16 protein-coding genes are annotated in these 14,483 nt (G+C 52.8%); all 16 read left to right on the top strand.

Translation table 11 applies throughout. The annotated features are described in order from the left end of the window. Positions 1–34 precede the first annotated feature (34 nt). The 16 genes from fliJ (at position 35) to G461_RS0116435 (ending at position 14,473) form a co-directional block, all read left to right on the top strand. A complete protein-coding gene (fliJ, locus tag G461_RS0116510) occupies positions 35–484 on the top strand; it encodes a flagellar export protein FliJ (protein ID WP_035480469.1) in 450 nt (149 codons plus the stop codon). A 150-nt stretch (positions 485–634) separates the two neighbouring features. Next, the gene (locus G461_RS0116505; RefSeq protein WP_026972665.1) at positions 635–2,608 is read left to right on the top strand and encodes a flagellar hook-length control protein FliK; all 1,974 of its coding nucleotides are present in this window, start codon (positions 635–637) and stop codon (positions 2,606–2,608) included. 80 nt (positions 2,609–2,688) lie between these two features. Then, a complete protein-coding gene (gene fliL / locus G461_RS0116500) occupies positions 2,689–3,195 on the top strand; it encodes a flagellar basal body-associated protein FliL (protein WP_026972664.1) in 507 nt (168 codons plus the stop codon). Between the two features lie 8 nt (positions 3,196–3,203). Further along, positions 3,204–4,235: a flagellar motor switch protein FliM gene (gene fliM / locus G461_RS0116495; protein ID WP_026958089.1), complete on the top strand. Its 1,032-nt coding sequence runs from the start codon at positions 3,204–3,206 to the stop codon at positions 4,233–4,235. Between the two features lie 15 nt (positions 4,236–4,250). Beyond that, positions 4,251–4,622, top strand: coding sequence for a flagellar motor switch protein FliN (fliN, locus tag G461_RS0116490; protein ID WP_026958088.1), 372 nt, complete (start codon positions 4,251–4,253; stop codon positions 4,620–4,622). Further along, on the top strand, positions 4,619–5,017 hold the full coding sequence (gene fliO, locus G461_RS24515; protein WP_051333624.1) for a flagellar biosynthetic protein FliO: 399 nt from the start codon (positions 4,619–4,621) through the stop codon (positions 5,015–5,017). Before fliN ends, fliO begins: the two co-directional genes overlap by 4 nt. Positions 5,018–5,065: 48 nt before the next feature. Next, positions 5,066–5,752: a flagellar type III secretion system pore protein FliP gene (gene fliP / locus G461_RS0116480; protein WP_425393726.1), complete on the top strand. Its 687-nt coding sequence runs from the start codon at positions 5,066–5,068 to the stop codon at positions 5,750–5,752. A 9-nt stretch (positions 5,753–5,761) separates the two neighbouring features. Next, positions 5,762–6,031, top strand: a complete 270-nt coding sequence (fliQ, locus tag G461_RS0116475) for a flagellar biosynthesis protein FliQ (RefSeq protein ID WP_026958086.1) — start codon at positions 5,762–5,764, stop codon at positions 6,029–6,031. Next, entirely contained in the window at positions 6,031–6,810 is a 780-nt protein-coding gene (gene fliR / locus G461_RS0116470; protein WP_035480467.1) for a flagellar biosynthetic protein FliR, read from the top strand. Before fliQ ends, fliR begins: the two co-directional genes overlap by 1 nt. Positions 6,811–6,834: 24 nt before the next feature. Further along, positions 6,835–7,962: a flagellar biosynthesis protein FlhB gene (flhB, locus tag G461_RS0116465; RefSeq protein ID WP_026972662.1), complete on the top strand. Its 1,128-nt coding sequence runs from the start codon at positions 6,835–6,837 to the stop codon at positions 7,960–7,962. 106 nt (positions 7,963–8,068) lie between these two features. Further along, on the top strand, positions 8,069–10,177 hold the full coding sequence (gene flhA, locus G461_RS0116460; RefSeq protein ID WP_051326548.1) for a flagellar biosynthesis protein FlhA: 2,109 nt from the start codon (positions 8,069–8,071) through the stop codon (positions 10,175–10,177). A 35-nt stretch (positions 10,178–10,212) separates the two neighbouring features. Beyond that, the gene (gene flhF, locus G461_RS0116455; RefSeq protein ID WP_245587191.1) at positions 10,213–11,595 is read left to right on the top strand and encodes a flagellar biosynthesis GTPase FlhF; all 1,383 of its coding nucleotides are present in this window, start codon (positions 10,213–10,215) and stop codon (positions 11,593–11,595) included. Beyond that, the gene (locus G461_RS0116450; RefSeq protein ID WP_026958081.1) at positions 11,585–12,478 is read left to right on the top strand and encodes a MinD/ParA family ATP-binding protein; all 894 of its coding nucleotides are present in this window, start codon (positions 11,585–11,587) and stop codon (positions 12,476–12,478) included. The genes flhF and G461_RS0116450 overlap by 11 nt, the downstream gene beginning before the upstream one ends. Then, a complete protein-coding gene (locus tag G461_RS0116445; RefSeq protein ID WP_026972660.1) occupies positions 12,471–13,190 on the top strand; it encodes an RNA polymerase sigma factor FliA in 720 nt (239 codons plus the stop codon). Before G461_RS0116450 ends, G461_RS0116445 begins: the two co-directional genes overlap by 8 nt. A 128-nt stretch (positions 13,191–13,318) precedes the next feature. Next, positions 13,319–13,702: a chemotaxis response regulator CheY gene (gene cheY, locus G461_RS0116440; RefSeq protein ID WP_084404942.1), complete on the top strand. Its 384-nt coding sequence runs from the start codon at positions 13,319–13,321 to the stop codon at positions 13,700–13,702. A 24-nt stretch (positions 13,703–13,726) separates the two neighbouring features. Continuing rightward, complete coding sequence (locus G461_RS0116435) at positions 13,727–14,473, top strand: protein phosphatase CheZ (protein ID WP_026972659.1); 747 nt, start codon at positions 13,727–13,729, stop codon at positions 14,471–14,473. Positions 14,474–14,483 lie beyond the last annotated feature (10 nt).

Here is a 14,483-nt window from a genome sequence, read left to right as displayed (position 1 = left end):
TCAGCCGGGTCTCCCAGCTTGTAGTGAGGACAACATGGCACGCCAAGCCCTGTATTTGATGGTTGAGCAGCTCCAGCAAAAAGAGCAAGACGCAGCGAAGGCGCTGGCGGAGGTGCAACAGCAACTGCGCCAGTTCGAGGGCCAGCTGCAACATCTGGAAGAATATCGCAGAAGCTATCTAGAGCAGGCCTTGGCACATGGTGCCGATGGCCTCAAGGCGCAAAGCTTCCACCAATACCAGATGTTTATTCAAAAGCTCGAGCAAGCCAGTGTGCAGCAGAATCAGAGTATCCAACAGATCCGGCAAAACCTCTCGCTGTGTCGCAAACAGTGGCAGGAGCAGCGGGCTAAACGTCGGGCCATGGAGCTGCTGATCGAGAAGCAAGTGGCTGAAAAAGAGAAAGCGCAGTTAAAAGCCGAGCAAAAACTACTGGATGAGTATGCCTTGTTCGCACATTTCAGGAATGCTGACCCAATCAACTAGCGGTTGGTATGTATTTTGCTGATGTTCTAAGCAGGTAGCAACTAAGCGGCTGATCCACCCGATTACCGCCCAGAACAACGATAAAACGGATAAAACTTGCCGCCCCGGCTGCCGTAGGCGCGCAATACATAAGGTAAATACGAGACAGCGATGGATCTTCTTCTAACACAAGTTAGCCCCAGCAATGGCGTGGAGTCGGTACCCGGCAATGAGTTGCCCGGCTCTGGCGGTGACTCTGGTTTTAAAGAACTGCTTAGCCAACAGGGCGGCACATCCTCTGACAAGCCAAGCGCCACTGATACCGCAAAAAGCGCCAAGGGGCAGTCTGAACAAGTAGAAACGGAAAGTTCAGCTAAGGCCGATGCTAAAGCTTCCGATGCTAAAGCGTCCGATGACAGTAAGGCCACAAGCCAAAGCGCGTCTGATAGCCAGTCTCCCGCTCGCGCAGCCGAATCCAACGAGCAAGCAGCTAATCAAGCTTCGCAACCCACTAGTGATATTTCAAATGCCGGCAGTGATAGCGGCGCGCAAGCCTCGAGTGAGGTGGAAGGGCTGCTATCCCAGCTACGCGCCTCAGAAGCGATGGCCAACGAGTTGGCAGACGCCAAGCAGGGCAACGCTGACGCTATTGAAGGTGAAGATGATAAGCAGTTAGAAACGCTGCTCGCTAAGGTCGCTCAAGGTGGAGATAGTGAAGGTGAATCTGCTGAAGAAGTTGTCGACGAAGGGACGAAGGGTACCTTAGGCCAAGTGATTGAAGCAGACGCGGATTCTACAAGCGATGAAGAGCCTGATGTTGCTGTCGATACTGAAAACACCGAAGTCGTATTGGATGCCGGAAAAGGCAAGCCAGAAGCCGGCGATAGCGAACTGGAAGAAGGGGAGCAGGTAAAACCGGGCGAGCAGCCAATTGTCGCCGGCGATGTACCTGCAGAGCAGCTACCGGAGGGCGAACAAGCCGATACCGAGAATGCTGATGAAGCCACCCAAGCCCTTGCTAAAGGTGAACAGTCAGGCGCTGTTGATGCTCAGAACCAGTCGCAAAACCCAGCCGTGGCAGGCAGCTCGTCCACGCATGCTCCAGCCGAAGGCGAGGGTGATAGCAGCACATCTTCTACCAAGACGACCAATGCTGTTGGCGAGCCAGCTACACCTGCTAACTCGTCATCGGCGGCTGCTCAAACTGCAGCCAACAATCCCGTTAGCGCTGACAAGCCAGATGCAGACGCGACAATTGCCGCAACTAAAGGGTTAGAGAAGGGCTCAGAAGCCGAGCTCAAACAAGACGGCCTGGCTCAAGCCAAGCTGCAGGGACAATTGAATGAGGCACAAACCGGTCGTGATCTCGGTAAAGTGCAACTTGGCGAGTCGGTGGTAGCGGCGAAGGCCTCCTCCGAGGGGCTATCCGACAGCAAGGCCGCCAGTGAAGGCAAGCTTAATGTGGGCAAAGAGCTTGCCGCGGCTAGCGCACTGGGTATGGCTGCCACTAGCGCTCAAGATGGCGGTGAGAAATCTGGCGAGTTTGGTCAGCAATCGCAGCACGCCGCGCACGCAAACGCCTTGGCGAGCGCTCAGCAGCCAGTAAGCGCGCCGGAGACCGCGGCAACGCGCGGCTTTGTTGATCATCTAAGTCAGGCCGGTGAAGCACGTGGTCTTCATCAGACGAATCAAGCCTCAGCCAATCAAGCGATGCCAGAGCGCTTCAATCCCGCATTGATCAATGCCGGTGAAGAGCTTAACCAACGCGTGCAGATGATGTTAGGCCAGGGCTTGCAGCGCGCGGAGATCCGCCTTGACCCTGCCGAGCTAGGCAGCATGCAGATCCGCGTGCAGGTCACCAACAACGATCAGGCATCGGTGCAGATCCAGGTACAGAACCCGCAAGCGCGTGAGGCCCTTGAACAAAGCATGCCGCGCTTGCGCGAGATGCTGCAGCAGCAGGGCATTGAGCTGGGACAGACTCAAGTTAATCATCAAAAAGATCAGCAGCAACATGCTCACTCTGACGGACGCCCCGAGTGGGCCCAAGGCGGCGAGGGCGCAGCAGGTGAGTTCGATGATGGCGAGGCTACTTCGGTGGATGTTGCCTTTAATGCTGCTGAAGGAATCGACTATTACGCATAGGTGGGGTGTTCAGCACTTTAGGGACCCGATCTAACATGTAATAATGCAAATAATAACAACTGCGTGAGGAACCACGATCCATGGCGGATGAAGCTGAACTAAAAGTTGAAGAAGGCAGTGGCGGCAAGAAAAAGTTATTTATCATCATCGGGGCGGTGGTTGTCCTGCTGGTTGTCGGTGGCGTAGCGGCATTTATGTTTATGGGCGGTGAAGAGGAAGCGCCGCCAGCTGCGGCCGCCGCCGAAGCACAGCCTGCGCCAGTCAACAGCACAGCCCTGTATGTTGGTATGCCGCGTCCCTTCGTGTTCAACGTGACCGGCGATGTGCGCGACCGCTTAGTACAGATCAAGGTTCAGCTGTTGGTTCGTGGCAGTGATAACGAAGCAGCAGCCAAGCTGCATATCCCCACCATTGAAGGTGCGCTGCTAAAAACCTTTAGCGCCGCGACGGTCGATGAGCTATCGACCCAGGAAGGCAAAGAAAAGCTACGTGAGACTTCATTGGCGGAAACGCAAAAAGCGCTGCAAGAATTAACCGGTGGAGTAGTGGTAGAAAAAGTACTATTCACCGGCTTTGTAATGCAATAAGGAATACTGTGAGCGATTTATTAAGCCAAGACGAAATTGATGCGCTACTCCACGGCGTCGACGATATCGAAGAGGATATTGTCGAGCCGGATATCTCGGGTAACGTTGTCGAGTTCGACTTCTCCTCTCAAGACCGGATCGTCCGTGGTCGTATGCCGACCCTCGAGCTGGTTAACGAGCGTTTTGCTCGCCATCTACGGATCTCGCTGTTTAACATGATGCGCCGCACCGCCGAGGTGTCGATTAATGGCGTGCAGATGATTAAATTCGGCGAGTACGTGCACACTCTGTTTGTGCCGACCAGCTTGAACATGGTGCGCTTTAGGCCGTTAAAAGGCACTGCGCTGATTACCATGGAAGCGCGTCTGGTGTTTATCTTGGTGGAAAACTTCTTTGGTGGCGATGGCCGCTACCACGCCAAGATTGAAGGGCGCGAGTTCACCCCTACCGAACGGCGCATCATTCAGATGCTGCTCAAGATCATCTTCGAAGACTACGTGGAAGCGTGGGCGCCAGTGATGGATGTGGGCTTTGACTATCTGGACTCAGAAGTTAACCCGGCGATGGCCAACATCGTTAGCCCCACCGAGGTGATTGTGGTTAGCTCGTTCCATATTGAGCTGGATGGTGGTGGCGGTGACTTCCATATCGCCATGCCATACTCGATGCTGGAGCCAATCCGTGAGCTGCTCGACGCTGGTGTTCAAAGTGATAAACAAGACACCGATATGCGCTGGAGCACTGCGCTGCGCGACGAGATTATGGATGTGCCAGTGGGCCTACATACCAAACTGCTGGAAGCGGAACTTAGCCTGCGCCAACTGATGGAATTGAAAGCCGGTGATATTATCCCGGTAGAGATGCCAGAGAACGCCTTGTTGTTTGTGGAAGACCTGCCGAGCTATCGGGTTAAGATGGGCCAACGCAACGAAAAACTGGCGCTGCAGGTCACCGAGCAATTGAAACGTCCTGAGTCGGTGAAAAGCGACTTAGAGATGGTTGTCAGCCGCCGTGGGGCTGTCGACGAACACGAAGAATAATCAGAGGTAGATAGAATGAGTGAACAAGACGATTTGGCAAACGAGTGGGCGGCAGCAATGGCCGAGGCCGAGCCTGCACCACTTGATGAGCTGGCCGATGAAGGCCAGCCAATCACCGAGGAGCAGCAGCGCCGTTTAGACGCCATTCTCGATATTCCGGTTACCATCTCCATGGAAGTGGGCCGCAGTAACATCAGCATTCGTAACTTGCTGCAGTTGAACCAAGGCTCGGTAGTGGAGCTTGACCGAGTGGCCGGTGAGCCACTGGATGTGCTGGTTAATGGCACCTTGATTGCCCATGGTGAGGTGGTTGTGGTGAACGACAAGTTCGGTATTCGCCTGACCGACGTTATCAGCCAGACTGAACGCATTAAGAAACTCAAATGAGTCTGACTACCTTGGTTGCCAGCGGGATGCTGGCAAGCTCAGAGGCGGGGAGTGAGCTCTCCGCAAACTCTTCTCCTCTCGATCTGCTCTCGCTGTTTCTCTCTCTAGTGGTAGTGCTTATCACCATTTTCGTTTGTGCTTGGGTGCTAAAAAAGACCCGTGTTGCCCAGTTGGGCAATGGCCGCATGAAGGTGATCAGCCAACTGGCACTGAATGCCCGCGAAAAGATAGTGGTGGTGGAAGTTGGCGAGCAGCAGTACTTGATTGGCGTGACTGCCCAGCAAGTTCAGCTGTTGGACAAGTTGGAGCAACCGCTGAGCGTAGAGACCGCCTCCTCTGCCGTGCCGAACTTTGGTAAGCATATTCAACACTTCTTAGCAAAAGGTAAGTCTTAAGTGTTTCGCATCGTATTGTTTTGTTTGGCTTTTGTAGCCTTTCCCAGTATCGCCCAAGACGGTATTCTGCCGGCGCTGACAATTACCACTAATGCCGATGGCAGTCAGGAATACTCGGTAACACTGCAAATCCTGGCGTTGATGACCGCGCTGTCGTTTATTCCGGCAGTGGTCATCATGATGACCTCGTTTACCCGCATCGTAATCGTGATGGCGATCCTTCGCCAAGCCATGGGCCTGCAGCAGAGCCCTTCGAGCCGAGTGATCATCGGTATCGCACTGTTCTTGACCTTCTTTATCATGTCGCCGGTGCTCGATGAGGTAAATCAAAACGCCATTCAGCCCTACCTGAGTGAGGAAGTGACCTCCCTTGAGGCCTTCGAGCGCGCCAAAAAGCCGATGCATAACTTTATGTTGGAGCAGACTCGGCTAACTGATTTAGAGACCTTTGTGCGCATTGCCAAGATTGAGGTAGAAAACCCGGAGGATGTGCCATTTAGTGTATTGGTCCCCTCGTTCATTACTTCAGAGCTTAAAACCGCCTTTCAAATTGGCTTTATGCTGTTCCTGCCGTTCCTGGTTATCGACTTGGTGGTCGCCAGTATCCTGATGGCGATGGGTATGATGATGCTTTCGCCAATGATCGTTTCCTTGCCGTTCAAGCTGATGCTGTTTGTGTTAGTTGACGGATGGAGCTTGGTGATGACCACGCTTGCCGTCAGTTTCGGAATGTAGGGAGGAGCGATGGAACCAGAAGTATTTGTTGACGTTTTCCGCCACTCTCTCGGCCAAGTGGTTGTGCTGGTTTCAGCAGCGATTGTTCCCAGCTTGTTGGTGGGCCTAATCGTAGCTATTTTCCAAGCTGCTACCTCAATTAACGAGCAAACCCTGTCCTTTCTACCGCGTCTGCTGGTCACCTTGGGCATGCTAATGATGGCAGGCCATTGGTTTACTGACCGCTTGATGACCTTCTTTTTCGATATGGTAGCGATGATCCCGCAGGTGGTCGGCTAGTGAACATCGCGGCAGATATCGCGATTCAGTGGCTGGGCGAGTACCTGTGGGCGCTCACCCGCGTATCTGCGATGCTGATGACCATGGCATCGTTTGGTGGTAACAGCGTTCCTGTGCGCGTTCGCATGGCCATGGCGGCGGCGCTAACCTTTGCGATAGTGCCGGTGCTACCGCCTGTAGAGGGCATTCCGCTCTTCTCTTTCCAGTCGGTGATCGTGGTGCTGCAACAAGTGGTTATCGGTGGCGCGCTTGGTTTTGTCAGCCAGCTGCTGATGCAGACCTTTGTGGTGGCTGGTCAGGTGCTAGCGATGCAGACCAGCTTGGGTTTTGCCTCGATGGTGGACCCGAGTAGTGGCCAAAGCACCCCGGTAGTCGGTCAGTTCTACTTGCTGCTGGCCACCTTATTGTTCTTGGTCATCGATGGCCACCTGCAGTTGATTACCTTGTTGGCCATGAGCTTTGAGTCCATTCCTATTGGTATGGAAGGCTTGGGAGCCATGGACTTCCAACTCTTGGCCGGATGGTATTCACAGCTGTTTTTGGCAGCGCTGGCGATGGCAATGTCTTCGATTGTTGCCATGCTGCTGGTTAACTTTTCCTTCGGGATCATGACTCGGGCGGCGCCGCAGTTAAATATCTTTAGTATCGGCTTTGCAGTGAGTATGCTGTTCGGCCTGTTAATCCTTTGGCTTACCATTGGCGGCTTCTTGACTCACTTTGAGCGCCAATGGATCAATGCACGCGGTCTGGGGTGTACCATACTCCAGATCGGTTGCTAGGCGTGATGCAGAGGAGGAGCCTGAATGGCTGATACTGATCAAGAACGCACAGAAGAAGCAACACCCAAACGAGAACAAGAGGCCCGAGAGAAAGGCCAGATAGCCCGTTCCAAAGAACTAGGTACCGCGGCGGTGCTTATCTTCGCGACGCTAAGCTTGATGATGTTTGGTGAGAATCTGGCACGTGGCATGCTCAATGTGTTCAAGTTGCAGTTCCGATTGGAACGCGAGCAGATCTTCGATCCTGAGCTGATGATGGCCAGCTTGGGGGACATCCTGCAGATCTTGATTGGCCCGATGGCGGTGATCCTCGGAATCATTGCCGTCGCCGCCTTCATTGGTAACATACTGCTCGGCGGTATGGCATTCAGCTGGCAGGCTGCTGCGCCTAAGTTTAATAAGATGAGTCCGCTGCAGGGCTTTAAGCGAATGCTGGGTGTGCAAGCGTTGGTTGAGCTGATTAAGAGTATCGCCAAGGTTGCGGTTATCGGCTTGATCGTGTGGTGGGTGCTGAGTTGGCAGTTTAAGAATATTCTGAGCCTAAGTACTCAACCATTGCCGGGTTCGGCGACTAATGCGCTCGACATGTTGATGTGGATGCTACTGGCACTGGTCTGTGGCTTGCTGGTGATTGCCGCCATCGATATTCCCTACCAAATCTGGAATCACGCTAAACAGCTCAAGATGACCAAACAAGAGGTTAAAGACGAGCATAAGAACACCGACGGTAACCCTGAGATTAAGGGCCGGATCCGCCGCTTGCAGATGGAGATGGCCTCTCGCCGAATGATGGCCGATGTCCCGCAGGCTGATGTGGTGGTGACCAACCCGACTCACTATTCGGTTGCGCTAAAGTACGATGACAAAGGCAGCGGTGCGCCGATCTTGGTGGCGAAGGGCGCCGACGAGGTAGCACTTAAGATCCGTGAGATTGCCCGCCACTACGAGATCCCGGTGATGGAGTCTGCACCGCTGTGTCGTTCGCTTTACCATACCACCCGTATCGGCGCTGAAATCCCCGAGGGTCTCTACGTTGCGGTCGCTCAGATCCTCGCTTTTGTCTTCCAGCTAAGCCAATACCGCAAAGGGAAGGGACAGCGACCTAAACCGGTTGCCGACGACCTGCCGATCCCCGACGACTTGCGTTACTAGTCTATTTTCCAAACACTTAGCCTGTGCTCCTTAGGGGGCACAGCTGTCTGGCGTAGTTTTTGCTTTAAACTGTTCAAGTTGTCAAAGGCGCCAGATAAACGTCTCCATGGAAATTATAAATAGACTTACCAGCTTTAAGCTTTCCGATGCGAAATCCCAGATAAGGCAGATTAAGGGGCTAGGTGCTCCTTTACTCGTGCTCGCCACCCTTGGCATGGTGGTGCTGCCAATGGCCGCATGGCTGTTGGACTTGTTCTTCGCCTTCAATATTTCTCTGGCCATGGTGGTACTACTGGTCGCAGTTTATACTCGGCGTCCGCTCGATTTCGCGGTTTTCCCCTCTATTTTGCTGATCACTACGCTACTTAGATTGGCCTTGAACGTGGCGTCAACGCGGGTGGTACTGCTTGAGGGGCACAACGGCGGAAATGCAGCGGGTAACGTGATTGAAGCCTTTGGCTCAGTGGTTATCGGCGGTAACTACGCGGTTGGTCTGGTGGTCTTCTTGATTCTGATGATCATCAACTTTGTGGTGGTCACGAAGGGTGCGGGTCGTATCTCAGAGGTGAGTGCACGTTTTACCTTGGATGCGATGCCCGGCAAGCAGATGGCCATCGATGCCGACTTGAATGCAGGGATCATCAACCAAGAACAGGCTCGCGAACGTCGCCAAGATGTCACCAACGAAGCGGATTTCTACGGTTCGATGGACGGTGCTAGTAAGTTTGTAAAAGGCGATGCCATCGCCGGTATCCTAATTCTGTTTATCAACATCATCGGCGGCTTTGTTATCGGTGTGGCTCAACATGGCTTGAGCTTTGGCGAAGCGGTCGAGGTATATACCCTGCTGACCATCGGTGATGGTCTGGTTGCGCAAATCCCGGCGCTGTTGCTATCGATTGCGGCGGCGCTGATTGTGACTCGCCAAAATGCCGACGAAGATATGGGCGAGCAGGTGTTCCTGCAGATGTTCGAACACCCGAAGGTGTTGATCATCTGTGGCGCTATTTTGTTTGTGATGGGTATCGTGCCCGGCATGCCGCATTTCGCTTTCCTAAGCTTTGCGCTGGTATGTTTTGGCGGCGCGTACTGGCGTCATCGCCAAGTCGAGAAGGCCAAACAGGTGCAAGCTGCCGCGCCAGCTGTTAGTAAGCCAAGCGAGTCAGCCGAGCCCAAAGAGCTGGGTTGGGACGATGTACAGCCGGTCGATGTGATTGGCTTGGAAGTGGGTTATCGTTTGATCCCCTTGGTCGATAAGTCCCAAGGCGGTGAACTGCTGGCGCGAATTAAAGGTGTGCGTAAGAAGCTCAGCCAAGATTTTGGCTTTTTGGTCCCCGCGGTGCATATTCGTGACAATCTTGACCTCGGGCCCAACCAATACCGCATCACCATGATGGGCGTGACCGTGGGCGAGTCAGAAGTATTCCACGATCGCGAGATGGCGATTAACCCCGGTCAAGTATTTGGCGCCATCGAGGGCCAAGCCACTACCGATCCGGCCTTTGGCTTAGAGGCGGCGTGGATCGGCAAAGCCCAGCGTGAGCAAGCACAAACCCTCGGTTACACCGTGGTGGACTCTGCCACTGTGATTGCCACCCATCTCAGTCAGTTGCTTACTAACAACGCCTCGACCTTGCTTGGCCACGAAGAAGTTCAAAACCTTCTCGATATGCTGGGCAACAGCCATCCAAAACTGGTGGAAGGGTTGGTACCGGATGCCTTGTCGCTCTCGTCAGTGGTCAAGGTGCTGCAGAATCTACTACACGAAGGGGTGCCGGTGCGCGATATTCGCAGCATCGTTCAGACCTTGGTGGAGTACGCGCCAAAGAGCCAGGATACCGATGTGCTGACAGCTGCCTGTCGTATCTCACTCAAGCGCTTGATTGTTCAAGAATTAGTCGGAAGCGAAGCAGAACTGCCAGTAATCACTTTATCTCCAGAGTTGGAGCAAATATTGCATCAGTCTATGCAGGCTGCTGGCAACGAAGGTGCGGGCATGGAGCCGGGGCTTGCAGAGAAACTGCAAGGTTCATTGCAAGAAGCGGCGCACAACCAAGAAATGGTTGGTCAGCCAGCTATCTTGCTAACCTCCGGAATTCTGCGTTCGAGCTTGTCTCGCTATGTTAAGAATGCCATCCCGGCATTGCGGGTACTCTCTTATCAAGAAGTCCCTGAAGACAAGCAGATACGCATAGTTAGCTCGGTAGGCCAGTAGCGACAAAAAGAATAAAGAGGATTTAAGCTGTGAAAATGAAACGCTTTTTCGCCAAAGATATGAGAACTGCTCTCGCTGAGGTAAAAGAGACATTAGGCAGTGATGCGGTAATTATGTCTAACAAAAAGGTGACCGGTGGCATCGAGATTGTCGCGGCAGTGGAAGCGGGCGCAGCCAAGCCAAGCGTTTCCAGTGAGCGCGAAGTAGCCGATGACAACGTCAATATTTCGTCCGCTCGTCAAGCTAGTGGCGCAGCCAGTGCCGCACCGAGTCAGAAAGCTGACGAGATGAATAACCTGCGCGATAACCTGGCTGACTTTATGCAGCGTCACCAACAGCGCCAACAGCAACGCTTCGAAGAGCCAAAGAAAAGCCCTGCGGCGCGACCGATGACGGCGCCTCAGCCGCTGTCTCAGCAAGCCACCTGGGGTAAGGCCGCTGCATCGCAAGCGCCCATCAATCGTGGCGCTGCCAGCGATGTCAAACGTGAAGAGTTTCAGGCGATGAAAGGTGAGTTGGCTGAGATGCGCAAGCTGCTTGAGCATCAGGTCTCAGGCCTGATGGCGCAGGAAATGGAGCGCCAAGAACCAATCCGCGCCATGTTGATGAAGCGTCTGCAGCGCGTGGGCTTCTCCGATGAGATGGCCGATCAAGTCGCCGGCTACATTCCAGAAGATTGCAGTCTGGCGGAAGGTTGGGAACATCTTAAATCTTTGCTGTCTAACCAGTTGTCGCTGGGCCATGACGACATCTTAAGTCAGGGCGGGGCGGTTGCGCTGCTCGGCCCAACCGGTGTGGGTAAAACCACCACTATCGCAAAGTTGGCTGCCCAGTTTGCCATGCGCTACGGCGCTGATAGCGTGGCCATGATTACCAGCGATACCTACCGTATCGGTGCCCACGAGCAGTTGGCTACCTACGGAAAAATTATGGGCTGCGCTGTACGCGTAGCGAACGATGAGGAAGAGTTGTCACAATTACTCTACCAATTCAAAGACAAGCGACTGGTGTTGATCGATACTGCAGGTATGAGTCAGCGCGACCTGCGCTTGCATGAGCAGCTGGACCGCTTGGTGAAAAATTCCCGGGTGAATATTCGCAATTACTTGGTGCTTTCCGCTAACGCTCAGCGCCGGGTAATTGAAGAAACCGTCGCCCAATTCCAGAAAATTCCTCTTTCTGGAACTATCTTGACTAAGTTGGATGAGTGTATTGCGCTGGGTGAGGCCTTAGATGTGAGCTTGCGACATGCATTGCCCATCAGTTATGTGACTAATGGCCAGCGCGTACCAGAAGATATTGCCGTTGCTGATGCATCATACTTGGTGGAGCAGGCCCTCGCGGCCGAGCAAGAAGCCAGCCAAGAGTTGATGCAGCAAGAGACTCAGCAACAAGATAAGGTTACGGATGTTTATTAGTGAAACGGCGTTTGACCAAGCTAGCGGTTTGAGAATGATGCAAAACAGAAATAATGTGAAAGTAATTGCAGTTACCGGCGGGAAGGGCGGTGTGGGTAAATCCAACATCACCTTGAACATGGGTATCGCAATGGCAGCTCAAGGTAAACGAGTGATGGTGCTCGATGCCGACTTAGGGCTTGCCAATGTCGACGTGATGCTCGGGTTGCGCGTCACCAAGAACCTGTCTCACGTACTGTCGGGTGAATGCACGCTGGACGACATATTGGTTGAAGGACCGCATGGCGTGCTAATCGCGCCTGCCACCTCAGGTACAAAAAGCATGGTGGAGCTTAGCCCCACTGAGCATGCCGGGCTGATCCGAGCGTTCAGCTCACTTAAAACCCCGATTGATGTGTTGTTGGTAGACACCGCCGCTGGTATCTCCGACATGGTGCTGAGCTTTGCGCGGGCCGCTCAAGATATCATGGTGGTGGTTTGTGACGAGCCCACTTCAATCACTGATGCTTATGCGTTGATCAAGCTCCTTTCAAATGAGCATGGCGTCTATAAGTTCAAAGTTGTGGCTAACATGGTCCGCAGTCTACGCGAAGGGCAAGAGCTGTTTGCTAAGTTGACCCGAGTGACCGACCGCTTCTTGGATGCAACCCTGGAGCTGGTGTCTTGTATCCCCTACGACAACAACGTGAAGTTGGCAGTGCGTAAGCAAAAAGTTGTTGTAGATGCCTATCCTAAATCTCCTGCGGCACTCGCGTTTCGTTCGCTAGCTGCAAAAGCTGCCACCTGGCCGATCCCTGAGCAAGCTGGAGGTCATCTCGAGTTCTTTATCGAGAACCTGCTTGAATATGGGCAAAGAAAAAAAAGAGAAGAGCTGAGTGAATAAAGTGGCCGCCTATTCCCAAACGGTAAGTACTAACGATTTAGTGGTGCAACACGCTGACCTGGTCAAGCGCATTGCCCACCACTTGTTGGCGCGGCTCCCAGCCAGCGTTATCGTAGACGATCTGATTCAGGCCGGGATGATCGGCCTGATTGAAGCTGCACGCAACTTTGATGGAAGCAAAGGGGCAAGTTTTGAAACCTATGCTGGTATTCGGATTAGAGGCTCCATGCTCGATGAGATCCGCCGTGGTGACTGGGTTCCCCGTTCAGTTCATAAAAACAGCCGTGCCATCAGTGAAGCCATTGCAGCCGTAGAGAAAGCCACTGGTCGCGACGCCAAGGATAAAGATGTCGCTGCGCAGCTCGGCGTGACCCTGGATGACTATCATTCCATGCTGGCCGATGTTAACTGCGGAAAAATTCTTGGTATTGAAGATCTTGGGGTGAGTGAGGACGTGCTATCAAGTGAAGAAAGCCGTGCTCAGAACCGCCCCTTCGAAGGCTTCGCCGAACAACGCTTCCAAGGCGCGTTGGCCGATTGCATTCGAGGTTTACCTGAGCGAGAAGCATTGGTACTTTCTCTATACTACGATGAAGAGTTGAATCTAAAGGAAATTGGTGAAGTATTGAGCGTTAGTGAATCTCGGGTAAGTCAGATCCATAGCCAAGCTTTGGCAAGGGTTCGCACACGAATGCGAGATTGGACACAGTAGGCTGCGCTAAGGCTTTACAACTACTACCATTTTTAGACTAAAATTGTGGTTACTTTGATTAATCACATATCTGCAATAAATAGTTGCTTTACTCTTGCAACTTTAGCAATCCAATCGGGGGATGTACCTTGGATAAAAATATGAAAATTCTGGTTGTTGATGACTTTTCAACAATGCGACGAATTATCAAGAACCTTTTGCGCGATCTTGGCTTTAACAACACCCATGAAGCAGACGATGGCAACACCGCCTTGCCGATGCTGAAAAATGGTGATTTCGAGTTTGTTGTTACTGACTGGAACATGCCCGGCATGGAAGGCATCGATTTGCTCAAGCATATTCGCGCCGATGAGAGCTTGGCTCACTTGCCTGTACTGATGGTGACTGCAGAAGCCAAACGTGAACAGATTATTGAAGCGGCTCAGGCTGGTGTGAACGGATACATTGTTAAGCCCTTTACCGCTGCTACCCTTAAGGAAAAGCTGGACAAGATTTTCGAGCGCATTCAGTAAACTAAAAACTATAAAGGAACTTGTGTGAGCAAGGAAATAAGCCCCATCATCAATCTTGAAGATGCCCAACGACTGGTCAGCCTTTTGCAACAGGGAAATGTTGAGGATGCCAATTCTCTGGTCAGTGAACTGTGTGCTCCCAATGCCAGTCAGTTGTTCGATAAAGTGGGTCAGTTGACCCGTGAACTGCACGACTCCCTCAATGATTTCAAGCTAGATGTTCGGATAGGCGAGCTTGCCAGCCAAGATATTCCCGATGCTAAAGACCGCCTGAACTATGTTATCGAGATGACCGATCAGGCGGCCAATAAAACCATGGATGCTGTCGAGTCGGGCTTGCCCATCGCGGATCAGCTTACCAGCGAAATCGACAACATCATGCCGGTCTGGCGCGGTTTAATGGAACGCCGTATCGAAGTGGGGCAGTTTAAAACCCTGTGTCACCAAATCGATGCTTTTCTTGCCTCTTCTACCCTCAGCGCAGACAAGCTGCGTAACATGCTGACCGAAATTTTGATGGCCCAGGACTTCCAAGACCTGACCGGCCAAATGATTCGCAAGGTCATCACCTTGGTTCAAGAGGTGGAAGATCGCCTCGTCGAAATGCTTACCCTGTTCGGCAACGAGCAATTGAACGAACAGCCAACTACCCAAAGCAAAGCGGACAAAGGAATCGAAGCGGAAGGACCAATCATGAACAAGGAACAGCGTGAAGACGTTGTTCAATCGCAGGACGACGTTGACGATCTGTTGTCCAGCTTAGGATTCTAGGGGAACAGCA

Source organism: Aliagarivorans marinus DSM 23064 (assembly GCF_000429485.1).
Classification (GTDB): domain Bacteria; phylum Pseudomonadota; class Gammaproteobacteria; order Enterobacterales; family Celerinatantimonadaceae; genus Aliagarivorans; species Aliagarivorans marinus.
This window is presented reverse-complemented; position numbering and strand designations above follow the sequence as displayed.